The sequence below is a fragment of the Alloactinosynnema sp. L-07 genome (assembly GCF_900070365.1).
GTDB lineage: Bacteria > Actinomycetota > Actinomycetes > Mycobacteriales > Pseudonocardiaceae > Actinokineospora.
This window is the reverse complement of sequence record NZ_LN850107.1, coordinates 4500949-4526442: the sequence shown is the minus strand read 5'-3', so window position 1 is coordinate 4526442 and position 25494 is coordinate 4500949. Positions and strand designations below refer to the sequence as shown.

At 67.9% G+C, this 25494-nt stretch carries 16 protein-coding genes and 1 pseudogene; 10 read left to right on the top strand and 7 right to left on the bottom strand.

Going from position 1 to position 25494, the window contains the following annotated elements; all coding sequences use genetic code 11:
- Nucleotides 1-280 precede the first annotated feature (280 nt).
- The 7 genes and pseudogenes from BN1701_RS20225 to BN1701_RS37880 form a co-directional block, all read left to right on the top strand.
- On the top strand, nucleotides 281-505 hold the full coding sequence (locus BN1701_RS20225) for a hypothetical protein (RefSeq protein ID WP_054051174.1): 225 nt from the start codon (nucleotides 281-283) through the stop codon (nucleotides 503-505).
- 854 nt (nucleotides 506-1359) lie between these two features.
- Entirely contained in the window at nucleotides 1360-2082 is a 723-nt protein-coding gene (locus BN1701_RS35820; RefSeq protein WP_157368123.1) for a DUF6338 family protein, read from the top strand.
- On the top strand, nucleotides 2066-3064 hold the full coding sequence (locus BN1701_RS20215; RefSeq protein ID WP_157368122.1) for a hypothetical protein: 999 nt from the start codon (nucleotides 2066-2068) through the stop codon (nucleotides 3062-3064). Before BN1701_RS35820 ends, BN1701_RS20215 begins: the two co-directional genes overlap by 17 nt.
- Nucleotides 3051-5972, top strand: a complete 2922-nt coding sequence (locus BN1701_RS20210; protein WP_157368121.1) for a CHAT domain-containing protein — start codon at nucleotides 3051-3053, stop codon at nucleotides 5970-5972. Before BN1701_RS20215 ends, BN1701_RS20210 begins: the two co-directional genes overlap by 14 nt.
- A 4-nt stretch (nucleotides 5973-5976) precedes the next feature.
- Nucleotides 5977-8757, top strand: a complete 2781-nt coding sequence (locus BN1701_RS20205; protein ID WP_054051168.1) for a Clp protease N-terminal domain-containing protein — start codon at nucleotides 5977-5979, stop codon at nucleotides 8755-8757.
- Nucleotides 8751-11597, top strand: coding sequence for a hypothetical protein (locus BN1701_RS20200; protein ID WP_054051166.1), 2847 nt, complete (start codon nucleotides 8751-8753; stop codon nucleotides 11595-11597). Before BN1701_RS20205 ends, BN1701_RS20200 begins: the two co-directional genes overlap by 7 nt.
- Before the next feature lie 427 nt (nucleotides 11598-12024).
- Nucleotides 12025-13204: pseudogene (locus BN1701_RS37880) on the top strand (transposase); the annotation flags it as partial.
- 42 nt (nucleotides 13205-13246) lie between these two features.
- On the opposite strand, the gene BN1701_RS20185 reads toward BN1701_RS37880, so the two are convergent.
- The gene (locus BN1701_RS20185; protein WP_197672124.1) at nucleotides 13247-14329 is read right to left on the bottom strand and encodes an IS630 family transposase; all 1083 of its coding nucleotides are present in this window, start codon (nucleotides 14327-14329) and stop codon (nucleotides 13247-13249) included.
- 206 nt (nucleotides 14330-14535) lie between these two features.
- Nucleotides 14536-16536: a hypothetical protein gene (locus BN1701_RS20180; RefSeq protein ID WP_067520795.1), complete on the bottom strand. Its 2001-nt coding sequence runs from the start codon at nucleotides 16534-16536 to the stop codon at nucleotides 14536-14538.
- A 399-nt stretch (nucleotides 16537-16935) separates the two neighbouring features.
- Here BN1701_RS20180 and BN1701_RS38265 point away from each other — a divergent pair, with 399 nt between their 5' ends.
- Nucleotides 16936-17349 carry a helix-turn-helix domain-containing protein gene (locus BN1701_RS38265; protein WP_197672123.1) on the top strand — a complete coding sequence of 138 codons (414 nt, stop codon included), beginning with the start codon at nucleotides 16936-16938 and terminating at the stop codon, nucleotides 17347-17349.
- Entirely contained in the window at nucleotides 17232-18197 is a 966-nt protein-coding gene (locus tag BN1701_RS36910) for an IS630 family transposase (RefSeq protein WP_255364640.1), read from the top strand. The genes BN1701_RS38265 and BN1701_RS36910 overlap by 118 nt, the downstream gene beginning before the upstream one ends.
- Here the strand turns inward: BN1701_RS36910 and BN1701_RS35805 are convergent.
- From BN1701_RS35805 to BN1701_RS20155, 5 genes are all read right to left on the bottom strand, one after another.
- Entirely contained in the window at nucleotides 18194-19309 is a 1116-nt protein-coding gene (locus BN1701_RS35805; protein ID WP_157368119.1) for a hypothetical protein, read from the bottom strand. The genes BN1701_RS36910 and BN1701_RS35805 overlap by 4 nt on opposite strands.
- Nucleotides 19302-19505: a hypothetical protein gene (locus BN1701_RS20170; protein WP_157368118.1), complete on the bottom strand. Its 204-nt coding sequence runs from the start codon at nucleotides 19503-19505 to the stop codon at nucleotides 19302-19304. Before BN1701_RS20170 ends, BN1701_RS35805 begins: the two co-directional genes overlap by 8 nt.
- Nucleotides 19505-19708: a hypothetical protein gene (locus tag BN1701_RS37420; protein WP_054051154.1), complete on the bottom strand. Its 204-nt coding sequence runs from the start codon at nucleotides 19706-19708 to the stop codon at nucleotides 19505-19507. The genes BN1701_RS20170 and BN1701_RS37420 overlap by 1 nt, the downstream gene beginning before the upstream one ends.
- Nucleotides 19709-20197: 489 nt before the next feature.
- Nucleotides 20198-21922 (bottom strand): CHAP domain-containing protein, encoded by a 1725-nt coding sequence (locus BN1701_RS20160; protein WP_054051152.1) that lies wholly within the window; start codon nucleotides 21920-21922, stop codon nucleotides 20198-20200.
- Nucleotides 21923-22433: 511 nt separating this feature from the next.
- Nucleotides 22434-24194, bottom strand: coding sequence for a hypothetical protein (locus tag BN1701_RS20155; protein ID WP_197672121.1), 1761 nt, complete (start codon nucleotides 24192-24194; stop codon nucleotides 22434-22436).
- 388 nt (nucleotides 24195-24582) lie between these two features.
- Between BN1701_RS20155 and BN1701_RS20145 the strand changes: the two genes are divergently transcribed.
- Entirely contained in the window at nucleotides 24583-25485 is a 903-nt protein-coding gene (locus tag BN1701_RS20145; protein WP_054055985.1) for a tyrosine-type recombinase/integrase, read from the top strand.
- Nucleotides 25486-25494: the final 9 nt, after the last annotated feature.

Sequence of the window (25494 nt, the reverse complement as noted above, 5' to 3'; positions counted from 1 at the left end):
CACGAAGGAGGCGGTCTCATGGGGACGTGCCGGGAGGCGACAGCCCGGCTCGGAGACGAATTCTGGCTGGCGGTCGCCGGGGCATCATCGACGGATGCAACTGTCGGCGAAAATCAATTCGCGAGAACCCCGAAATTGTACCACAGTCGCAAGCGATGTTCCTATTTGCGAACGCCGCTTCCAAAGTTGAGTAGCCGTGTATTAGGGCGACCCACACCAACCGGAGAACCGCGGACTCCTCTTAAGACTGCTGTCGAGAACGTCACGGCACGAGTGGTTCTTGAACATCGTCGAGGATCTGCTCGTCAATGACGCAGTGGACGTCGAAGAGCTCGCCGAGATCTGGTGTGCGCTGGCGGACAAGGGAATCACAAGTTCAGAATTCCCGGAATCGCTGCTTGACGCGGCCCACCACCTCCGCTGGCCAGCGCGCGAGGCCGTACTGGCGCACCGGCCGGACCTGCTGAGGCGGCTGTCCAGGTTGGAAGACGACGAGCTGCTCTAACCGCCTTGCAGAATGGAACACCGCCATCACCGTGACGTCGGTGCAGCGCCGTCCCGCACCACAGCGACAGCGTCCGCCCAACGCGATCTCCGTGTCGTCACCATCGCAGAGCACGACCTTCGTAGGAACACGCCGGAGAATCCGGGTAAACGAATGCGCGCTCATGCCGATGACAGAACGCTGACAGTGCCAGCCGACTTCGCGTGTTCTGGTGTGCGGGGCGCGACGCTGGTTTAGTTGCCTCTGACTGTGTCCAGGTTCCAGCCGAAGTCTCGGTCGTGGGTGGTCGGGTCCCAGCACTCGCTCGCTGTCCGCGAGGGCGGCTTCCGGTAGCGGGATCGCCCGACCGGGGATCACCCGCCGACCGGTAGGCCGCTGGCCAGGCTGTTCCGCGAGCGCAGCGCGTCCGGGTGGCGAGGGCCTAGCACTCGAGCTGATGGCCTCGCGTGCGCCGACGGAAGCCCAAATCCGAGGCCCCCGCGTTCCTCGTGCCGCCGAACCGGTGGTGCGCTAGGCCGAACGGGTTTGATGATCGGCTGAATCGGGGTGGCGTGTAACGAAGTGTGGGCTTGGGGTGAAAATGCAGGTGCGTCTTCGCGCGGGCGTGCTCATTTCGACGGTGTGGCGGGTGGTGGAGGGGGTGGGGCGGACGCGGTATCTAGCTTTTCGGTGATGTCCACGATCCGCTGGCCCAGTTCGCTGCCCAGCGTTTCGTCCTCGTCCTCGAAGTCAGGTTCGTCCCGCGGTGGAGAAATCACTTCGACTCCCGGGTCGTGGGGAAGGCGCATCGGTTCCGGCTTGCGCACAGTAGCAGTCACCGGGGTTTATTCCGGTTCTCTCAGGGGAGGTTTCACGTGCCTACGTCCGTGGTTGCGGTGTTGGCGTTGCTCGTCCTCGCCCTACCCGGGTACGTCTTCCAGCGGCGATTGCGCAGGCGCACGCCCGAAATCACTCGTTCGGCGTTCGAGGAGACGCTGGTCATCCTGTTCTCCGGGGTTGCGGTGGACGCAGTGGTCGGTGTTGTTCTTGTGCTGTTCTGGACGGCGTTGGGGGCGTTTCCGCATTTCAGCACTTTGGTGACGGATCCCCGGGGTTACCTCGCGCAGCATTTGGCGGAAGTGGTGCTGTGGGCGGCCGGGGCATTGTCGGCCGCAGTTCTAGTCGCATTTCTCGCTGCTTCGCCACGGGTGGGCGAGTGGGGTGGCAAATTCTTCGGCAAGACCGCCGAGCAGCGCAAACGGCGTGATCCGCAGAAATCGGCATGGTGGCTGTTGTTCACCGAACACCCCGGTATGCGCGTCTACGTCGGCTGCATGCTCGCCGACGGCGGCTATGTCGCCGGCTACCTGCACAGCTTCAACACCTCCGTCACCGAGTCCTGCGACCGCGAGCTGACCTTGCGCGGCGAGATCAGCTACCGTCCCGCCAACGCCGCCGACCTCGTCGTGCTGCCCCGAGTGAACGCGGTCTCGGTGAGCGCGGAGCGAATCCAGTTGCTGACCGTCACCTACGTGGAACAGGCCGTCGCGGAGGTGTCCGAAACCGCCCCGGAGTCACCGGATGAGCAAGTCTCGTGAATTACCCGGCGTGATCGACGTGCTCACGCCGACCGCCGCGACCGCCCTCGTGGACGCCGCAGCGCGCGCCGCCTCCACCGGAGAAACCACTACCGGACCAGCGCTCCTCGTCGCCGCGCTGACCGATCTCGCCGAGCGGCCCGGACGCCTCCGGACCGTCCTCACGGGCCTGGTCGGAGTGCTGCCGACGGGCCACGAGCCGGTCGGGGCACCGGGTGGGCTCGTTCCGCCGAGCGTCGAACTGCGGGCGTTGATCGACGCGGCGGTCGGGATGGCCGCCACGACCGGTGAGGCCGCCGCCGCAACGCCGCACCTGCTCGCCGCCGCCGTCGAGGCCGGGTTCGCCCCGGACCTGGCCGAACGCGGTGTCACCGCCGACCACGTGCTCGCCTGGGCGGCCCGCACCCGGTCCACGGCGACCTGCGACGATCTCGTGCCGACCACCCGGCCCGTGCGCGCACCCGTCGGCGCGGCCCCCACCGCGCCGCTGCCCGAGGATCTGGCCCGCCGCACGTCCGGTCGCCGCTCGGCGTTGGTGGCCGGGCTGCTACGCGACCAACTGCCGTCCGGCCGCCGGATCTCCGGGCCGCTGGTGCGCAAGCGGATGCGCTGGTACCTGGCCGCCGTCCTGGTCGGCCGGCTGTCCGGGGTGGCCGCGGCGGTCCTGCTCGCCCGGCACCTAGTCGACACCGGCGACTACTGGCTGCTGCCGCTGGTGCTGGTGTTCGGCGTGGCGCCGGAGAACTCGTCGCCACTGGCGCACGTGCTGGTCCGGGTGCCGGTGGTGCTGCTGGGCACCCCGTTGACCGGGCTGTTCGTGCTCGGCAACGTCATCGGCGCGCTAGTCGAGACCTGGCATGGCATCTGGATGCTGCGCATCGACCGCGGCGACCCCCGGCTGCCGTTCGGCGCGATCGCGCGCGCCTACTGGCGGCGCAGCCGGATCGTCGGCGAGCAGTGGTGGGACCGTGTCGCGAGGTAGGCGGGCCGCGCCGACGTGGCCGGGTTCCGCGTTGGACGCCGTGCGGTGGCTCGCCGAACGCGGCGGGGCGGCGGACCGCGAGGTCGCCGCGCTGGGCTCGCCGGTGGACGTGCTGATCGCGGGCCGCCAGTTCGGCTGGACCGACTCGATGGTGACGAGCAGCCTGGTCGGGGCGATCACGGACCGGCGGGCGCTGCGTCGGGCGCGAACCTCGCGGGCGCACATCGGGTCGTTGCCCGCCGACGCGGCGCGGATCGTGGACGTCAGGGAAGTGCTGCACCCGTTGCTGCGCGTACTCTTCCTCGCGGCGCTGGTGCTCGCGGGCGGTCTGGCGGCGGGCGCGGGGCCGGTGCAGCTCGTGCTGATCGTGCTGGCGGTGCCGTTCTTCGGGGTGCGCACGTGGGTGGGCGTGGTGGTGGCGCTGGCGGGGGTGCCGTTCGGCTGGGAGACGTGGTGGCTGCCGGTGCTGTGCGCGATGAGCGTGCAGGTCGTGGTGCTCACGTTGCCGCTGGGCGTCTGGTTCCGCGCCGCTGGCGACCGCCGGGCGTTGCTCGGATTCCTGCCACTGCGGACGTTGTGGTCCTTAGCGCTCAAGGGAAACCTGCCGGTGTTCGCGACCGCCGTCGACCTCGCGGGCGGCGACAACGCCGACATCGCCCCGCCGTTCCTCGACGCGTGCGGTGACGTGCCCGCCGAGTGTGCGCCGGTGGTGACGATGTGCCGTGCCGTCGCGGCGTTCCACGGTGGCGACCTCGACGCGGCGATCGCGGGCGCGGCGAAGGCCCGCGACACCGCCGCCGCGCCGGCCGTGCGCGGCTGGTGCGCGCTCGGCACCGCTTCCATCCTGCTGGCCAGCGGCCGGGACGAGGACGGGCGGGACGCACTGGCGACCGCGCTCGGCCTGCTCACGGGGCGGCGGACCCGGCGGTGGCGGGACCGGGCCGCGCTCGCCCTGCTGGAACTCGACCTCGAACAGGACGATGTCGTCGCCGTACTCCGACAGGTGCACGCGGTCCGGTTGCGGGCCGTGCGCGCCCGCGACAACGAGCTCCTGACCCGCACCGAGATGTGGCTCGCCCGGCTTGCGGTCCGGCACGGGTCGGGCGAGCACGTCGCCTGGACGCTGGACCAGATCGTCTCCGGCGAGGACGGTCGAGCGAACGTCGCCAGCAGCCGCGACGACACCGCCGCCGAGCTGCTGCTCCGCGCCACGGTCAACCTCGCCCGCCCGGAAGCGGCGGCCCGCGTGCGGACGGACGCGGACGCGGCGCTCGCTCAGGTCGACGCCCGGCGGCGGCCTTTGGCGGCGGTGAACGCCCGGCTGGTGCTGGCGAAGCTGTGCGAGGCGCAGGGCGACTCGGCGGCGGCGCTCGGGCACGTCGCCGAAGCGCTCCTGGTCGCCAACCGCGCCCGTTACCAGCTGCCCTCGGGCCGTTGGCGGGCCCAGTGGTCCGCACGGCAGCTGGACGTGTTCGCGACCGCGCTCCGGCTCGCCGACACCGTCGGCGACAGCGAACTGGTCGCCGAGCTGCTGGAGGCGGCCCGGGGCGAGGTGCTGCCCGCTGGCACGGCGACGGGCGACGCGAGCATGCTCGGCCTGCTGCGCCAGTTCACCGACCCCGGCCCGGTCGTCGGCGATGAGCCCGCGCCGCCGACCGACGTGGACGCGAGCCTGGTCATGGCCGGCTTCAGCCCCGTCACGCGTCCGCCAACGGCCCGGGTCGGCGGCGGGCGGCTGCCGGTGGACGCTGGCACGGAGGCGTTCGACCTGGACCTGCGGCTGGTCGCCACGGCGGGCCGCTGCTGGTACTGGAGCGCGGTGACCGTCGCCGACAGGCACTACTGGGCGGTGCGCACCCCGCAGGGCCGGTGGACGCACGGCTGGGTCGACCAGCGGTCCGGCAGCCCTGCCGCCGCCGCGCTCACCGCGCTGGCGCTGGCGCTGCCGCTGGAGCAGCCCGGTGAGGACCACGCGGACGTGATTCGGCGCGTGCTGCGCGGCCCGCTCGGGCGGCCCGATGAGCCGGGCCGCGAGCTGCGCCTGCTCGCCGGCATCGCGGACGCGTTCCTGCCCGCGCCGTTGCGGCGGGGTTTGGCGGCGGACGAGGTGGCGGGCCGCAAGCTGGTCGTGTCGCTGCCTGCCGCGCTCAGCCACCTGCCGGTGGCGTGGCTGCCGCTGTCGGTCGAGCCGGACGTACGGGTCGTGGAGCGGGCGGCCGTCGTGCACGTGCCGGGGTGGGCGGTGATCGCGCGCTGTCTCGACCGGTCGCGCCCGCCGATCGACGTGCCGCGGCCGGTGCGGGCGGCGATCGTGAACGCGGGTGGCGCGGCCGACATCACGACGCTGGCCGTGCCACCGCCCGGCGCCGAGCATGCCACCGCGCGGCCGCTGTCCAAAGCGGACGTGTCGGCGTTGCTTATCGCGTTGTCCGACCAACGGGAGTGGCTGCTCTACCTGGTCGGCCACATGGTCGGCGAACTGGGCAACGCGGGCCTGCACGGGCTGGAGGTCGCTGGCTCCGGGCTCGGCGGCGTGCTGACGATCCGCGACCTGGTCGATGGGACGTTCCCGATGCCGTCGCGGGCGGTCGTCGTCGGCTGCGACAGCATGGGCATGGCGACCGGCGCCTCCGCTGACCGGGGCGGTGCGCTGACCAACGAGTGGTTGGGCTTCAGCGCCGCGATGATGCTCGCTGGCGCGGACGACATCTGCTGCACCGCCTACCCGGTTTACGAGAACCGGACGTTCCTGCGACTGGCGCACCGGCTCGCCGACCGGCTCACCACCGCACCGGACGCGGCGTGGGCGGTCGCCGAGGTGCAGCGGGAGCGGTTGGCGCGGTGGCGGGAGACCGGTGCCGGGCTGCCGGTGCTGTGGCAGTCCTTCGTCTACATCGGACGGGGGTGAGCAGGTGAACGCCGTGCGTCTGGCGGTGCTGTGGGTTCCCGCCCTGCTGGCCTCGGCGGCGCTGCTGGCCGAGGTCGGCCCGGCGCCCGCGCTCGCCGTGGCCGCCGTCTGCCTGCTCGGGCAGCGGCACTGGCTCGTCGCGGCGCTCGTCGTCGCGGTGGCGGTGTATTTCGGCGACGCGCCCGTGCTGCCGCTGCTGCTCGCGTCGCTCTACCGGGTGGTGTACGCCGACCCGATCGGATCGCTGATCGAGCCGCAGACCGGCGGCACCCGGCGGGCACGGTCGCGCAGGCACCGCTGCACGCCGGTCGCGTTCTGCAGGCACGGCGCGCGACGGGAGTACCGGCTCGGCGACCGGGCCATGTGGCACGGCGACCCGCGCACCGCGCTCGACGCCTACCTGCGGGCGCTGGCCGAGCACCCTGCGGACGGGCTGTGCGCGCGGATCCTGGAGCTGCGGGCGGCGGAGGCCTCGCAGGCCGTCGGCGCGGCCCGGCTCGCGGCGGCGCTGGGCTCGGCGGCGGTCGCGGACCTGCCGGAGTCGCCGATCTTCCGGCAGGCCGTGGTCGCCGCGCGCGGCCACGTGGTGCGCGCGCTGGCGGCCTGCGACCTCGGCGACCCGGCGGAGGGGCGGCGGCTCCTGCGGCTCGGGCAGGCCGTGGCGCACAGGGACCGGCCAGCCGAGCGGTACGTCCGGCTGGGCGCGGTCGCGGTACTCGTAAGCGGGCAGGACGCGGCGAACGAGGAGCAAGCGCAAGACGTCGTGTCGGGCGCGCTCGTCGGCCAGGCCGTCAAGAGGGTGACGCCCTACGAGCTGGCCTGGGCGGTGCTGGTCTGGGCCGACGTGCTGGCCGGGCGGGGGCGGCGGGACCTGGCTGTGGGCATGTACCGGCACGCCATCGGAATGATCGAGGGCGATGAACTCTGCCTCGCGCTGGCCCGGCCATCTGAGCTGGAGCAGGCGCGGCACGCGGCGAACGTGCTGGTGAGTGCGGTGTGCGGGCTGCTGGAGACCTCCAGCGAGGTGGGGGCGGACCTGGCGGAACGGGGTGCGGCGGCGCTCGACGCGGCCAGCCGCACCGGCGACGCGCTGGCCGCCGCCCGGGTGTGCGCGGCCCGGTACGCCCGGTCAGGGCGGGCCGAGGCGCGGGACGCGGGGGACCGGTGGTTCGATGGCTCGGCCGCGTTCTTCGGCGACGAGCGGTTGCAGGACAGTTGGGCGCGGGTGCGGGCGGAGTTGGCGAGGTCGGCCCCCGGGACCCCGGTGAGCGCGGCCGAGCCCGTGCCGTGGTCCTGGCACCCGGAGGTGGCAGCGACCCAGCGGCAGGGCGCGGCGGCGGCGGTCGCGCTGCTGGACGCCGTGGCGCGGCAGGTGCCCGCCGTCGGGGCGGTGGCAGCGCACGCGCGGGCGACGGCTGCCGCGATCGCCGCCGGGCCGACGGTGACGCAGCTGGTCGTGCCGCTGGAGGCGCTGATCGTGCCTGCCGCGACGGACACGCCGGGCACAGCCGAGGTCGCGGCGGTGGAGGCTGCGGCCGAAGTGGTCGGGGCATCGGGTCCTGCCGACGCGGGCGAGCGGGCGGTAGTGGTCGACGCGGTTTTGACGTCGGAAGTCGTCGAGGCGCTGGAGGCGGATGCGAGCCCGGCGGCGGACGAGGATGCCGGTCCTGTGCAGGTCGGTTCCCGGCGGCAGCCTGCTGCTCGCGCACGGCGCGGCGCACGCGAGGTCGTGCGGGCCGCGTTGCCGGAGCCGCCCGACTGGTTGGCGGCGGCCGAGTCGTTGACCGAGGCCCACTGCGAGACGGTGCACGGGGCCTGGTCGCTCGCACACGCCGCCGGGCAGCCGTTCGTGGATGTGACGCAGTTGCTGCTCGCGGCGGCGGTGGATAGGGAGTGCGGTGCGGCGTTGGCGGCGGCGGGCGCGACCGTCGAACGGCTCGGGAGAGCGCTGGAGCGTGTGCTCGGCGGGGGTTGCTCGGCGCCGAGCGGGCTCACGGCGGGTGCGGAAGAGGTGTTGCGCGGCGCATTGCATATCGCCCGGGAACACCGGACGGTCCTGATCCGCCCGTGGCACGTGCTGACGGCCGTGCTGTCGGGGCCGCCGTCGGTCGTCACGTGCGTCCTCGCGGCCGAAGGGGTGTGCGTGGACGAGGTCGTGGTCCGGCTTTCCCACGGGGCGGCGAACTCGATGCGCGAACCCGAGCCGACCCCGTTGGGGCCCGCGACCTCGGCGTTCGGCGTGCCCGCCCGTGCGGTGTTCGAGGAGGCCTGCCGGCTCGCGGTGCGACGTGGGCGGCTGACCGGCGACGAGGTGGTGGTGGCGGTGTCCAGGTACGCGCTGGCTCCGCCTTCGTTGCGGGGCAGGGCTAGCGCGGGGGGCGAAGGACCGCGCGAGCATCGGCGGTCGGCGCGGCTGGACTCCGCGCTTCGGGAACTGGATGCGGTCAGTGCGCGGTGGTCGCGCGGGGTGGACCTCGCCGACCTGGTCACGGCGGCACAGAGGCGGCCCCCGTGGGGGCTGGCGCACGTTCCGTCGGCGGCCACGACCGGTGTCCTCGTCGCGGCGGCCCGGCACGCGCGGCTCGAGGGTCACGCGTTCGTCGGCAAGGAGCACGTCCTGCTCGGGCTGGACGGACCGCCGCGCGAGGGGCTGGCGTTCGGGGTGCGGCCGGTGTTCACGCCGCTGGTGAAGCGGCTGTTGGCGGTCGCGGGCGAGCAGGCGGGCGGTGCCGATGTGGAGCCGGCGCACCTGCGGTCCGCGCTTGCGGGAGGTCGGCCGTGCTGAGCTGTTCCCACCACCGGGAAGCCGCCCGCGGCGTGCGCGGCGCGGCTCGGCGCGGCCGGTTTCCGGAGGCGCTGGACCTCGGTCTGGCGCTGCTGACCCGGCATCCGAACGCGGATGTCTGCGGCTGCCGGTTCGCCGCTGACTTGCTGCCGCTGGCCAACGCCGCCGAACTGCCCGGCCTCGGCGAGCCGCTGTTCGACGTCGTCGCGGCGATCGAGGGCGCGGGCACGCTCACCGGCAAGATCCGCTCGCTGACACGGGCATCTGCGCTCTCGAGCGCCCGCAACCCGGCGGAGGAACTGGACGAAACCGACTTCGACCTGGTGCGGACCCGGTGGTTGCCGGGCCGCCACCACCGGATCGCCGTGGTCGAGTTGCGCCTGCGGCGCGGCGAGCACGACACCGACGTGACGGTCGCGCGCAAGCTCGGCAAGGGCGTGCTCCGGCGGACCGGGCGGGCGAGGGCACTGCACGCGGCGGTCGGCTGTGGGCTGGCGCTGCTGGAGCACGGCCGGCCGGATGACGGTCACGCGCTGCTTCGCGCGGCGGCCCGTGCGCTGGAACGGGACCGGCGGGTGCGCGCGCTGGTCAAGCAGCCGGACCCGCCGCCGACGCGGTCCGTCGTGGCCGCGACCAGCCGATGGGCGTGGGCCAGGGCGGTCATCGCACTATCTGATGTGGACAGTGAGGAACCTCTTGCGGTGGCGCGGTTGTCCGCCGCCGCCGACTACTTCATGTCGGTCGGCTACCCGCTCGGCGCGGCGGAGGCCAACGTCGGGCTCGCCGTCGTGCATGCGGCGCGCGGTGACAAGGAAGCGACCGTCCGGGCGGCCAAGGCCGCGTTGTCGTTCGTGGAACGAAGGTTCGCGGCGATCGGCGACGACACACTTGTCGCACGGTGGCGGGCCGCCGCCTGGCGGGCGCGTGACCTCGGGCGGAGCGCCGCAACCGACCAGGCGGACGTGCGACTGTTCTTCGACTACGACGGCGGGTACGACTGGTTGGGTGCTCGGGCGGAGATCGACGGCGGGCTTGACGCGTCGGCGGAGCCACTGCGGTCGCTGTTCCGGGACCCGCACACCGGGACCACCTACAGCGACATGCTGCGCCGTGCGATGCGCCTGCTCGTCCACGCCGGGACCGGCGGGCCGCTGGCGCGGGAGTTGGTCGCCCGGGAACGGGGGAACCTCGCCGCGGGCGGCGACGGCGTGTGGCTTGGGCGGGCGTTGGCGTGCCTGGCCGAGCTCCACGTGCGACGCGGCGACGTCACCCCCGCGATCGCCGCCGCCCGGGAGGCGCGGGAGGTGATGCACGCGCTCGAGCGGCCGGAAGCCCGCGCGGAGGCCGACCACGAGCTACAGGTGCTGCTCGACCTGCTGCTCGACCAGGGGCACTGGGCGCAGGCCCTGCGGCTCGCGGTGGCGTTCCGCGCGGTCGACCCGGCCCGGTACGACCCGTTGGACGTGGTCCGGACGCGGGCGGCGCGGCGGAACCGGCCCGACGTGGCGGAGGAGGTCGCGGCCTGCTCCGTCGAACTGGCCCGTGCGCGGGCCCGGGAGGACGGCGACGCCGAACCGGTGGCGCAGGCGCTGTGGTCATGGGGGATCGCGCGGGACGCGGTGCGGGCTGGCAGCGGGGCCCCGGCGTTCGCGGAGGCCGTTGAGGTGGCGGAGGCGTTGGTGGCGGACGGGTCGGGGCGGCACCTCGGGACCGTCGTTCGGGCGCGGACTGAACTCGCGCTGCACCAGGAGCGCACAGCGCGGCCAGGCGGCGCGCGGATCGGGCTGAACCGGCTGTGGGTCGAGGTCTGCGTCGACGGCGAGATCGCGCTGGACCACGTCGGCGCGTTGATCGGGCTGGTCGAGGCGGTGATCGGCGTCCACACTTCGGCCCGGACGAAGGTCGACGTGCTGGTGCCTGCGGCTGGGCGGCTGCTCGCGCTGCTCGTTGACGCCGGTGAGCGACCGTCGGAGTGGGCGGTGCGCAAGCTGATCGGGTGGACGGAGGCTCTTCGCGAGCTGGGGGCGGCTGCGGAAGCCGCCGAGCTGGGCGTTGGCGTGGTCGGGTTGCGCGGGCTGGAGGTCGGCGAGCAGGTGACGGCTCGGGTCGAGCTGGCCACCACGTTGCGGGAGTTGGACGACTTGGCCGGGGCGCGGCGGTGGGCGGACGAGGCTGTGGAGCTGGATCCGGCGTCGTTGTCGGCGTTGTGGGCGTCGGGGTTGCTGCACCTGGATGCCGGTGAGCCAGCGGCGGCTTGCGGGGTGCTGGATCGGGCCGTGGAGTTGGAGTTGCGCGGGTGGGCGTTCGGGTTGCGGGGGTTGGCAAATCTGCGGCTTGACCGGGTTGACGCGGCGATCGAGGACTTGGAGGTCGCGGTCCGGCTGTTGCCCGATTCCGTGATGGCGGTGGCTACGGCGGCCCGTGCGTACCGTCGTGCGGGTGCGCCGGAGTGGGCGTTGGCAGTGCTGGCCGGGCGTGGTGCGGCGACATCGTCGGACCCTTGGCTGCGTTACCAGTTCGGGTTGGCAGTGGCGGAGATAGAGGGTTCGGCGGAGGCCGGGCAGTACTTCCGTGACGCTTGGGAGCTGGGTAGCGCGCCGGTCGAGACGGTCGGGGCATATTGGCGGCGGGCGGATCCGTCGCTTGGGATGTTCTTGCTTGCGTTGGGAGCGGAGGACGAGGCGGTCGCCGAGTTCGAACGGGTGGCGCAGGCGGGGATGCGGCGCGGGCTGGTTCGTGAACTGGCCGAGGATCTGGCGGAACTGGCGGGTGCGTTGCCGGAACGGGCCGAGGGGGCGGCGCGACTGGTAGCGCTCCTGCCTGGGGGTGACGGGGTGTGAGGTTTGGTGCTGCCTGGTACCGAAAAGTCCTGTGCGCCAACGCCTTCGAGTCGTGATCTCTGTCACCACCACCAGCTGATTGACGTCGCCAGATCGATCCCCGCGATTGCGTTACCGACCGGCACCAACGCCCGCAGGCGAGTCAGTCGTGCGTTGCCGGTGCGATCACCCCGGGACGCCCCGCTACCGTTGCCCACGAACGTCTGCCTCCTGCGATGGGACACCAAGCCCGACAGCGCTCAGGAGGACGTTCCCACCTCCAGACCCACACGCAGAACACTTGCCTATGCCGCTGATCGGTCAGCGGCGAACGCACGCTTCTGCCGATGAGCGGATGTTAGGGGCTGCTGCGCCCCCGGAGATCGGCATGGGGGTGGCCGAAACGTGGAGAAAGGTGCTCTGAGCTGCAAGGATATGACTTGTCTACGGTCATGTCCTCGCGAGGTCAGGAGCGCCTTTCTGGTGGCGGCGTCCGACCGCGATCCACGCCCGGGGAAGGTCGTGTGCGATCTGGCGATCGCTGTCGCCCTGGGCGGTGACTGTCTGGCCGACATCGCGACCCTGCGGACCGAACCGGGCGTGTTCGGCCTCGTCGCGTCGGATCCGACGGTGCCGCGGTTGATCGACATACTTAGCCGGGACGCGGACACAGCGTTGGCCGCGGCCGCACGCGGGCACGAGCCGGGGCATGGACGTTGGCCGGTGAACACGCCCCAGACCACGGCATCGACGCCGAGCACCCGGTGATCGTCGATCTGGACGCCAGCCTGCTCGACGCGCACTCGGAGAAGGAGAACGCGGCGCCGACGTTCATGAAAGGGTTCGGGTTCCATCCGTTGTGCCGTGGCGCGGGAGGCGTTGCGGCAGTTGTCGTTCACCGCGAAAGGCGGCTGGGTCGGGCGCAAGGTGCCCATCCGCGCCGACGCTAGCGGAGGCACCCACGGGTTCACAGACTGGCTAAAGGCGCGGAAACTGGGCTACTCGTTGGGATTCACCCTCCTCGACGAAGCGGTCGAACGGCTCGCCCGCATCCCCACGCGGACATGGACCCCAGCCTACGACGACGAGGGTGTCCAGCGTGACGGGACGTGGGTGGCCAAGGCAACCGGCGTGCTGGAACTTTCCGGATGGCCCGAGGGGATGCGGGTCCTGATGCGCAAGGAGCTGCCGCATCCCGGCGCGCAGTTGCAGTTTCACCGACGCCGACGGGCTCCGGCTGACCGCGTTCGCCCCCGTTACCCCGCGGCTGGCTCGCGGATCTGGAGCTGCGCCACTGCCGCCGGGCCCGCGCCGAGGACCGCATCCGCTGCGCGAAGGCCACCGGACTGGCCAACCTGGCCCTGCACGGCTTCACCCACGACGAGGTCTGGACCGCCGTCGTCGCCCTCGCGCTCGAACTCACCGCCTGGACCCAGATGCTCGCCCTGACCGACCACCAAGCCCGACGGTGGGAACCCACACGCCTGCGGCTGCGCCTGTTCTCCGTCGCCGGACGCATCGCCCGCCACGCCCGACAAATCCACCTGCGCCTGGCCGCCCACGCGCCCTGGGCCGAGCTGATCGTGACCGCCCGCCAGCGGCTGCACGGCCTGCCTCGCCGGGCCTGACCAGCTGGAATCCGCCCCTAGTGTCGCGTGATCCTGTTGTCTTTACTTAGCGTTGTTGTCGACGAGTTTCCTGATGTTGGTCTGGACGAGTCGGACCTTGGCGAGGATCTCGTCGGCTGTGGCGGTCCAGGCGAACGGTTTCGGGTTGGTGTTCCAGTGGGCGATGTAGTCGCGGATCTGGGCGATGAGGACCTTGACCGAGGTGAACGTGCCGCGCCGGATGGATTGGCGGGTGATGACGCCGAACCAGGTTTCGATCTGGTTGATCCACGACGATCCGATTGGGGTGAAGTGGAAACGCACCTGCGGGTTGTCGGCCAGCCAGGTCACGACGTCGGGTGTGGTGTGGGTGGAGAGGTTGTCCAGTACGACGTGGATGTCCTTGCCGGTGTGCGGCTTGACGGCTTTCTTGAGGAAGGCCAGGAAGTCCGCGCCGTCGCGGGTGGGTTTGCATTCGCCGAACACTTCGCCGGTGCCGACGTTGAGCGCGGCGAACAGGTTCGTCACGCCGTGCCGGACGTAGTCGTGGGTGCGTTTCTCGGTGGCGGCGAAGGTGATCGGCAGCATCGGTTGGGTGCGGTCGAGTGCTTGGATCTGGGTCTTCTCGTCGAGGCTGAGCACGACCGCCCCGCCGGGCGGATCGAGGTAGAGCCCGACGATGTCGGCGACCTTCTCAGCGAACTCCGGGTCGCGGCTGAGCGTGAACGTGCCCTGGCGGTGAGGTGTCAACCCGTTGTCCCGCCACAGTTTCGACACATAGTGGTGCGACACCGCGACCGACTCGGTTCGGGCGATGAACGCCGCCATCTCCCGGCTCGACCAGTGCGACAACCCCGTCTCCGCCGGCGGGCTGACCCGGCTCGCCGCCAGGATCCGGGCCCGGATCGATGCGGGAACCTGCTCCCGACCCGCGCCGCGCGGCCGGTCGAGCAGCCCGGCGACCCCCTCGGCGGCGAAGCGGTCCAGCCATTGATCCACCGTCGGCCTCGACACCCCCGCCAACTCCGAGATCTCCACCTTCGGCCGCCCCTGCGCACGCCACAACACGATCCGCGCCCGCGTCGCGACCGCGGCCGACACATCCGGGCTGTTCACCATGGCCCGCAGCTCGGACCGCTGATCCACCGTCAACTCCACCCGCCCAGCCAACACCAACACCGGTCAACCAGATGTAAAGCAAACAGAATCACGCGACACTAGCGATCGGCACCCACCACCGAGCAGTGGAACCCGGCGGCAACCCGACCGACAACGGGCCACTTCGACCATCCCGAACACCGGAAGGAGGACACGCAACAACCACCGACCACAGTCTCAAGCCAGGCCGCCATTCAGGCGAAAGATCCGGGCAAACAGTCCTGCTCAGGCGGAGTCGTCTCGGTTCCGTTAGCGAGCTCCTCACTCTCGCGCAACCATAGATCGTCGTTCATCTTAATAACAAGCGCAACCAGTAGTTTGAGCGCGGTGATGTAGGTACGGTAGTGCTCCTCTTCATCCGCGACGTCAAGAATTGCGCCATGTAGGTACCTGTTGCGCAGGTTCAGGCCATCGCTGAAGTCCTGATGATTGAGGCAGTAGTTGAAGTAGTTTGATTCAGGCTTAGACAACAGCGACTGGGCCCGCACAAGCCAACCCTTTGTGACCATCACATCGATTGCTTCGCGCGCACCCTTGCGGTGATGGTAGTAACTTGCCGCTTCAAACTCGTAGAGATCGCGCAGCACCACGAACTGGTCGGCACTTGATAGCCGGATATGGCCTCTAGCGTTCTCGGCCACGCCATGCGCGATTAAGTAGTCGACTTGATCCTTCTGGTAGTCATGGAAGTCACCATAAGAAACATCGTGCTCGATGAGTAGTCGAGCACCGTTGTCGGCCTTGAGGCTCTCATTTATGTATCCCAAGCCGGATTGATCCGAGAAGAGTAGGTGCATGACGTTGTGGATGTTTGGGCTCTCGCCTACGTAGACATACTTGCCAACCAAGCAGCTCGGCACGTCTCGATACTTGACCTGAGCAGACATCATTGCCAGCAGCTCAGGGTCAAACTCGCCGTTCTCCACGTAGAGCGAGAACTGCATGACGATACTTTCCATCTCGGCGAACAGATGCCGACTCTTCTCAAGGTATGTTGCAGTCCTACTTGAAGGCGCGAACCGTAGATTCGTCACACCAAAGCTATCTCTCAAGTAGTCCGCGAAGAACCACGCGATTACCGACTCAAGCTCAACATCGTTGTGCCTAAGAAGTCGCTCATACATGGAAACCTGCAGGAAGGAGCTCTGCTCCTTAAGACGAAAAGCGAAACCCGCTGGATAAGCAGCCTTTCCTATGGTTCCCATCAAACGCTCAATCGCTCCGATTTCCGCCTGATACGAGGGCAGCGTCAACAGCATGTGACGATCTACGAACTCAAACACATAGAGAAAGTTGTTGAGGACCGTAGGGTAATCGAGGTTCTCATCGAACCACTCGCGACTGTAGGAGTACTTCGTCATGAGCCCGTCCCTTGATGCCTCCACAGGCTCATCTTGCCCCCTGGTAACAGTAACGTCACAGCCGATCGCCATTCCGCCACCGCTAGACTCAAAGAACTCCTTCGTCCATCGTTCATGCTTGCGCTTCGCTTTGAGCTTCATCTTCTCGTCGATTCCAGCAGCTGCGTTGACGCGCGCGACGGAGATCAGCTCGAGAAGATTCGGATGCGCCTCCTCGCTATCTATGTAAGCGTCAAGCAGTGCGCGCTTGTCCGAACTCTTCAAGCTCTGCGGCAAGTACATCTGCGAGCGATTATCACCGCTGAGATATAGCCGAATCACGTGCTCAGCGTTGGTCACGTTCGAAACAAGACGCGTACGCATCTCCTCATCGTAAACCCGCACAAGGCTTCCACACGAGAGCATCGTGCCCGTACTGACGTTCAGGCTGTCTAGGATCGCCAGCACGCTTGCGGCGGAGCAACGGCTGTAGACCTTGTGTCGTGACAGGAGTTCCAGCAAGTCCGCGTGATACTCATGACTGACCCCTGCGATCCGGCAACTCAGCGTTTCGTCGGTCAGAGAGCCAAAGAATTTGGACTCAACTTTATGCAATCCGGGAATGAGTGACTTAAATGCCGTGCGCTGCTCCTCGGAAGAGGATGCAGGAAAGTACCCGTTCTCCACGAAGAGTCGGGAATTATACAGTTCGAGAACGTCAGAAGCAGTGTACGTCGTGACTGATGCGTCGAACCGACCAAGAACCTCAGCTGCGCGTCCCGCCTGGAAATAGTTTCCGAGGTCCGCAGGACCAAAGAACTTCAGACGTCGATATGGCGCAGGCTCGGTGGTCATTCTTCTTACTATACTAGATTCGCACCTCGGAGTCGGCTACCTCCGAGGTGGGTTACCCGGTTCAGCATCCGTCCGCCCCTGCGATGCATGAAGCCTTTGAGTTCCCATGTCAAGGTTCGTCGATCAAGACCGTGGGGTTATACCGGGTCTCGACGTCGAATCAGGGATCACCGGACTCACCACCTGGCGACGACTCCTGCACGTCGAAGTCCAGTCGCACGAACTCGGGGTCCTCCACGAAAACCTCCTGTGGACCTCCGACGCACCTGACCTCGACGCACCCGACACTCCACCACGACGTCCGGTCATGCCGAGAAACGGACGTTGAAAGTGTTCTGCATCGAGTCCAGAGGAGCCCAGCAGGCGCGCAGAGTCGAGGGTGAGTGAGCACTGCGTCGGATGTCAGGTCGCACCGCTCGTCCGCGCAAGCGGCCTGCTGGGCTTCTGCGGGCCGTGGTGAGCAGCCCGGAGGTGTCGGCCGCGGTGGCGACGCGGGCGCGGATCGTGTTGTGGCGTGCGCAGGGGCGGCCGAAGGTGGAGATCTCGGAGTTGGCGGGGGTGTCGAGGCCGACGGTGGATCTGTGGTTGGACCGCTTCGCCGCCGAGGGGGTCGCCGGGCTGCTCGACCGGCCGCGTGGCGCGGGTCGGGAGCAGGTTCCCGCATCGATCCGGGCGCGAGTCGGGTCAGCCCGCCGGTGGAGACGGGGTTGTCGCACTGGTCGAGCCGGGAGATGGCGGCGTTCATCGCCCGAACCGAGTCGGTCGCGGTGTCGCACCACTATGTGTCGAAACTGTGGCGGGACAACGGGTTGACACCTCATCGGCAGGGCACGTTCACGCTCAGCCGCGACCCGGAGTTCGCCGGGAAGGTCGCCGACATCGTCGGGCTCTACCTCGATCCGCCCGGCGGGGCGGTCGTGCTCAGCCTCGACGAGAAGACCCAGATCCAAGCACTCGACCGGACCGAGCCGATGTTGCCGATCTTCTTCGTCGTCACCGAGAAACGCACCCACGACTACGTGCGGCACGGCGTGACGAACCTGTTCGCCGCGCTCAACGTGGGCACCGGCGAAGTGTTCGGCGAATGCAAGCCCATCCGCGACGGCGCGGACTTCCTCGCGTTCCTCAAGAAAGCCGTCAAGCCGCACACCGGCAAGGACATCCACGTCGTGCTGGACAACCTCTCCACCCACACCACACCTGACGTCGTGGCCTGGCTGGCCGACAACCCGCAGGTGCGTTTCCACTTCACCCCAATCGGATCGTCGTGGATCAACCAGATCGAAACCTGGTTCGGCGTCATCACCCGCCAATCCATCCGGCGCGGCACGTTCACCTCGGTCAAGGTCCTCATCGCCCAGATCCGCGACTACATCGCCCACTGGAACACCAACCCGAAACCGTTCGCATGGACCGCCACCGCCGAGCAGATCCTCGCCAAGGTCCGACCCGCCCAACCAACATCAAGAAACTCGTCGACGGCAACGCCAAATAAACATCAGGATCACGCGACACTAGTAATCAATGGCGTTTCTAAATCTCCAGGCCTCTTGGACAGCCAATCTGGATTGCTCGATCCACGTGCGGCGGTGGACTTCAATCGTGGATCCAACTCTGCTCGGGCGAATTGTTCGTCCGGCCTGATTGAACGCTCGGACTAGCTGCGGCCGCAACGGGATCCAGTCGATAGCGGCATGCTCGTACCCGGAGTGGCCTCGCGCACGCGAGCGCATGTCTCCTCCTTTGAAATTTTCAGCTTCAAGACGACAACCACGTGCCCTCGCAAAATCGGCCTAAAGATACCAACCCATGAGATCTGTATCGGATTATGGACGCTCGGTTGAAGGCCGAGTTCTTCGTTCAAGCCTCTTGCTACGAGGCCGTAGAGATCTTCTGGCGCCCCGGGCCGATTAGGGTCAGATTGCTTCATCGTCTCGAAGACGCCGACCGTCCACCATCCGACCGCACTATCGACGGCCGCCGACCGTTCAACGCACAGTAGCTCATCATTCTCAGAGGAAACAACTACGAGATTTACCGCCACTGACGACGGTACAGCCATGCCGAGATAGTCGCGAACGTCACGCTCAATATCTCTATCGCACCTCTCGAAAAGTTCGGGACGTCGAATTCGAAGGTCCTCGATCGCCAAAACTTCTGGATAATTGCTGGGCGCGAGACGAATGCGACAGTATTGTGTCTCATCGGACTCTCTGTGATCGATGCGGAAGCCGGTCAGGTAGACCGTCGCCCCGGATGCTATTCGGCTGCGCGCCTCCGTGGCCGCCACGAAGGCTGTTTGGTCGAGGTATGGCTGCATAGGTCTTTTGTCGGCTGACATGGTTTCGGTAATTAGACGACTCGGCTCCAACCTTCGCGCCGGGCTCCATACGCCGAGCGAGAACAGCCCATCCTGCCGCACGTCGTAGTCGAGAATATCTGAAGACGTTGTCGGCTCAGCGAGCTTTCCAAGATCGGTTGGGTTCGATCGGTCCCTTCGCTGCCCAGGATATGCCCGGTCGTATTCGGCTTTCCAGGTCAACATGTCTATCTCATGGTCTGGCAGCGGGCGTTTACGTGCCCTGGCGTAGTGAACACAGGCGTCGATAAACGCCTCCACCGTCGCCCATCGAGGTGCGCTACCACTATCCACCGTCACCGCGGCCAGTGCGGCTCGGCTCACGCTGTGCCCGGCGCCATCGGCGTGTTCCTTCAGCCGATCCTTGGTCGGCGAGCCCGCCAACCCGTGCAGGCGACGCAACCGGTCACGCATTAGGACCGCCGTCCAGAATCCAGATCTGGACATGACCAGATGGGTCCGGCCACACCGTCGACTGCATCGTCGTTCGTTTCCATTCGGAGGTACCGATGTGGTCCACGATTGTCACCTTCTTCGTCACCGTTTGGGCCTGGCTGCCCGGGATTACAGCCGTGTTGAAGTTCTGCACCGCGCTGATCAGCTTCGTCATCACCGCACGCCTAGGGTTGCGGCGCGTCCGCCGTGGGTTGGGTCAAGGCCAGCAGGCCACGCATCGTGCGGCAGCGCGCCCGCGCCGCATTCGAAGTCGTTGATGACATGACCATGGGTCGACTCGCTGTAGTTCGGGGTGCTGCCGATCGCAGCCCGGGACTCGATCAACGAGTTCGCCTTCGCCGTCTTGTAGCCAGCCACAGGAAGGCCAAGCCGCCTCCCACACCGTCGAGTGCGAAGCCCGCGAAAGCCAACCACGTGTACGGCCCGCAGAACGCACCTATCCGATCCCCCCAGAACGCCAGTCCGGCAGCGGCGACCAACGCCAGGACAAGGACAGCGGCCACGCGAGCCCTACCAACCCTCACGAGCCAGAACTCAGCACATGGTGACCATACTGACAATGGCTGCCGCCACCTCGTGGGCGGGATCCACTCCCGATCATGATCAAGCAGCCCGCCGGAATAGACGAGGCCTGGGCGGGTATTTCGGGCGTAACCTCAGCGCTTTGGACGACTTTCTTCGCGGGAGGTGAGCACTCGTCGTCGGCTACGAGCAGGGTTCGCTGGCTCCGGTGATCACCTCCACTCCACGTTCGCCGAACAACCGTCGGCGATGACCGTTCACCGGTGAGCGGCTTGCCTGCGGTAAGGACGGTTCGGCGTAGGTCGAACCCGCAGCGCTGCTCACCTACATCGCTGTCCAGTTCCACTTTCCTGGGCCGGTGGTCCAGAGCAACCTCCTGGCGTCGAGGCCTCCTAGGGTGCCCGGCAGTTGCCAACCGCCGAGGTTGTCGCCGCCGTAGTTGTAGAAGGCTGTGACGTCGGAGGTGCGGCTGTTGCGAGATCCTGTCAGGGCCCATTTGCTGTTCCCGGGGTTCCACTGGCCGGGGCCTGTGCGCCAGCGGAACGCCCCGGGGGCGACGCCGTCGCCGTTGCCGGTGAAGGTCCATTGGCCTAGGTCGTCGTTGCCGTAGTCGTAGAGGGCGACCACGTCGGTGAAGCCGTCGTCGCCGAAGTCGCCGGCCAGGTAGCGGGAGGACTGGTGACGCCACTGACCGGGACCCGTGCGCCAGCGGAACGCCCCGGGGGCGATGCCGTCGCCGGTGCCGCTGAAGACCCAGGCGCCGAGGTCGTCGTTGCCGTAGTCGTAGAACGCGACCAGGTCGGTCCCAGCCGTCCCGGTGAACTCGCCCGCGACGAAGCTGGAACGGGACAGCGCCCACTGGCCTGCTCCTGTGCGCCAGAGGATGCGTTCCCGGTTCACGCCGTCACCGTTGCCGGTGAAGACCCAGGCGCCGAGGTCGTCGTTGCCGTAGTCGTAGAGGGCGACCACGTCGTCACGATCATCACCGCCGGTGAAGTCGCCGACGAGGAAGGTGCTGCCGTTGCGCATGTTCCACTGCCCGACGCCGCTCCGCCAGAGCAGGCGTTCCCTCTCCAGCCCGTTCCCTGTTCCGCGGAACAGCCAGGCTCCCATGTCATCGTTGCCATAGTCGTAGAAACCGATGACGTCGGTGTGCGGGTCGTCGCCGGTGAAGTCGCCGGCGAGGAACACCGAGTTGCTCCAGTTCCACGTGTGGTCCGGGCTGCGCCACAGGTGGGTTGCGCCTGCGACGCCGGTGTCGGTGCCGGGGAACACCCAGGCACCGATGCTGTCGTTGCCGTAGTCGTAGATGGACAAGACGTCGAGGCGATCGTCGTTGCCGTGGAAGTAGCCCGTGACGGTGTGTCCGGTGAGCGGGCAGCCGCGGTTGTTGACCGGGCCCGGCATCCGCGGGCAACGGTCGGTTGAGTCCGGGACCCCGTCGGCGTCGGCGTCGGATGGAGGCGCCGGGGCAGGCGTGTCGGGTAGGTCGGCGATATGCAAGAAATCTTGCGGCCAGTCACCCGACCGCGTGATGGGCCGGGCGTTGAACGCGCCGGTGTAGCCGTGGTTGTATTCGTGGACTTCGATGGTATTTCCGCCATCGCGAACGTCGGCCACGATCGCCACGTGGCCGTAACCACCCCCGTGGCTCGAACCCCACCACGCCACGGCACCCCGCTTCGGTGTGCCGTCGACAGGTTTGCCCCGGTTGAGCGCACCTTGCCGCCAGTCCCGTGCATGCCCACTACCACCCGCTTGGATACTGCTCCAGTCGAAACGGATGTCGGTAGTCGATCCACCCAGTTGCTTGTTGAGCGTCCACGCGGCGTAGTCCGTGCAGTTGCGGTACACGAACCGCAAAGGTGAATGCTGGGACATGCTTGCATGCGGCCACGGGTAGTTGTTCCCCAATGCATGCGCCGTGCCGGGCACGGACAATGCACCGAGGACCACCACCAGCACCATCACAGACGCGCGGGTCAGCTTCCGGGCGAACGCACCCACGCGGCGGTGCACCAGGTCAGCGAAGTTCGACTCAGCAGTCACACCAATCCATCGACATAGTCGGTCGGCACGTGACAACAGAAGGCTCAGGTGCACTCGAACAGCCCAATCAGCAGCGCCTACTACCGCTCCGAGACCACGACGCGGCCGCCCTGTCATCGCAATGGCACCGCTCGGCAGCGGACCCGCGATCGATAACTCCTGCGGTGCCCAACCAGATCGACAGTCATCCGCAGCGCGGTGACGTCGTCCTACACCCCCGGAGCGGTCGTCGAGCAGTGGGATGGGACCAACCGCACATGCCGATGACCGTGAGTGAGGCAAGGTTGTGGCGGGCGATGAAGGTGCGGGCGTGGTCTGGGCCAAGAGCCCTGTCTGGTCGACGAGCAGATCCTAGAACGATGCGACCGCACCTGCAGGGTCTTGGCCTCGCCCCGCCTTCCGGCCAAGAAACGACGCCACACCCACGACCCGCGCCACAGCGGCGATGGCACCCGCAGCAGTTAGGAGAGAACTCTTGGGCAAACGACGCCCTGCCGCAAGGTCACTCAAGCTAGGCGGTCGGCCATCCGTCCGCCGCGATGCGAGCGCGCCAGTAGCTCGCGGCATCCTGTCCGCCGTGCATGGCGATGAGTTCGTCCGTTCTGGTCGCCAACGCTGCGGCAGGCGCCGTGCCGTCGACGTATGACTCGAGCCCCAGGTTGAGGGCGCTGCCGCCCAGGAACTCGGCGTACTCGCGCACGGACTGCACCACCGTGAAGCTGGCGGGGTTGCCGTGGACCAACGCGTTGCGGACGCGGCGACGGCGTGCTTCCAGCACTTTGCTCTCGGCTGTGTACTCGTCGATGATGGCGCTGTAGATGGCGTGATCACTGACGCTCGCGAACATTCGCGCGGTCCAGGCACGCTCGTGTTCCAAGCGGCATAGCGAGATGAAGTCGTCGGCTCGATCCGCGAGGAACAGGATCCACGGCTGCTTCGGTCTATCTGAAAACCATTCCACGGTAAGCTCGTGGCGTAGCGCGTCGCGCCGACCGCCGCCGAGCAGGCACATCCCCGCCGCATTCTGAAGGTCTGTAAGCCACCGGGCGTGTGGCCAGCGCTCCTCCAACAGACTGAACAGATCGTTCGGGTTCATCGCCGCGTGCGCAGCGACGTGCTGTACGACGCGGTCGGCGAGCGGTATCACGCTGCTGATGTCGGCTTCAGATGGCTTGCGCAGCGCCATGTCGCGGCTGAACGGGTGATCGGCAGTTGTCTGCACCTCAATGGCCGCAGCCAGGAACCGGGGGAGTTCCTCGCGGGCAAGTGCCTCTGCAATCCGCGGCCCATGCTTCTCGATCGCGTCGGCCGTGATGCGCGCTCCGTAGTGGTCGTCCGAAGAGCCAGTCTCGCGCCCGGTGACCCCGAAACCAAAGGCGCCAGCCTGGCCCGAGCGAATGAGGCCATGCTGAGCAAGGTGTGGACGAACCCCGCCCGCGTTGTGGATCGCCACGTTCAGGATCGTGTTCACGATGTCGACGGCGCGCGCAACAGCACCGGCGGCTGTTGTGTCGCCGAGGTCGACGCGCACCAGGAAGTCGACATCGGACGCCTCGTCCACCAGCTTAGCGACCTTGAATACGCCGCTGTGCTGGACGAGCTCCCAGAGCTCTGCCTTGTGCTCGAAGTCCTGCCCACCTGGCACTGCGTTCGGTACTGCCCAATGCGCATCGATGAACGACACGCGCCCTGCGGAGAGGTGGACATGGATCCGACCCTGGTATCCGAGCCAGACGACGACCGGCTCGACCGCAGGGGGGTTCCCGACGAAGGTGCGGGCGTTCGCAAGCCGTTCTACGAGCGGTGTGTCCTTCGTGCCGACTGGAATCTCATCAGGGTCTCGACCGTACGCAACCATCGAGACTAGATCGCGGAACGTCCACTCTGCGCTGAGGCCTCGCCGCTGCAACTGCTCGAACAGTAGATCAGCGATCGGCCGGTACTCGCGTCGGGCAAGAGTTCGATCCTGGGCCGTCGCGATCAGGTCGTCCCAGCTCGAGCGCACGGCTTGGTCCGAGTCGAGAGCGTTGCGGGCCGTCGAGAGCGCTTCCGTCCAGATGGCGCCGACACGAGTTCCAGGTGGCTGGCTGAGGACCACCGAAGAGCTACAAGCGAGGTTCGCAAAGGCTGCCTTGAAGGCGGCAAGCGGTCCAGCGATGCGCGCACGAAGCGATGAACCGACTGCACCCACCGACTCATCGAGATCCAATTGGAGCGAGGCCCGGTTGGCTGCCTCTTCCAGGCGTCGGTGCCGCTGGCGAGTTCGACCCACTCGGCGATCTCCTCGACGATGACCGTGAGGGGCAGGACGGTGCTGGCGCCGTGGTTCCGATCGAGAGACGACACCAAAGACTTCAGCCAGTCAGGATCGTCCTCCGACCAATGGTCGCTGACATTGTAGTCGATCATCATGGACGGTCGGCCTATCCGACGGATGGATCAGGGACGGAGTGCAGGAGCGTCATTCACTCCAGGGTACGGACCTGGGTTCTGTGTGACCCTGGTGGGCTTGGTAGTCGACCGACGCATCTTCGGGCCAGAGAATCGTGTGGGTCGTGTGGCCACGGCGTTTCGGGACAATTCCTTTGTAAATCAACGAACATCCGCACATGCCGCGGCGGGGGTCGCTGGGCAAGCGGGCCGGGTTCACCGTCGTGGGCATGACTACCTCTGAAGTACTTCCCGACGGTGACGTCGTGTTGCGGTTGGCGTGCTCGGCGTACCTGGCCCGGTTCACCGGCACCTCGCGCCTGCATACCGAGTCCGACCTGCGGATCTACCTGACCTGGTGCGGCGAGCACCAGCTCGCTCCGCTGGGCATGGCGCGGGCGGATGTGGAGCGGTATGTGCGGTGGATGCAGGAGATCCGCGGATTCAAGCCCTCCACCGTGTCGCGGCGGATGGCCGTGGTCACCGGCTTCTACCGCACCTGTGTCATCGACTCCGTGCTGGAGCACTCACCGGCCGACTACGTCCGCCGCCCGGTGGTCGCGAACGAGTCACCGACACTTGGTTTGTCGCACCTGCAGTTCGAGGCACTGCTGACCGCCGCCCGCGACTCCACCAACCCCTTCGATTTCGCCCTCGTCGCCATGCTCGGCTTACTCGGGCTGCGGATCTTCGAGGCCTGCGGCTCCAGCGTGACCGACATCGGTGAGGAACACGGCCCCCGAGTCCTGCGCGTGGTCGGAAAGGGCGCCAAAGTCGCTCTCGTACCGCTTCCGCCCGCAGTCGGCCGGGCTCTCGACCGGGCTGTCGACGACCGAACCACCGGGGCGATCCTGCTCAACCGGCGAGCACACCGCATGGACCGCCACTGCGCCACCCGACGGCTCCGCCGCCTGGCCGGGGTGTCGGTGGTGCGGTTGCCCCGGATGCACCCGCACATGCTGCGCCACACCTTCGTCACCACGATGCTCGACGCCGGAGTCGACCTCCGCGACGTCCAAATCGCCGCACGACACGCCGACCCCAGAACCACCGTGCGCTACGACCGAGCTCGCACCAACCTCGACCGCCACCCCAACTACATCCTCGCCGCCTACATGGCCTCCGGCACCTAACGCGGCTCG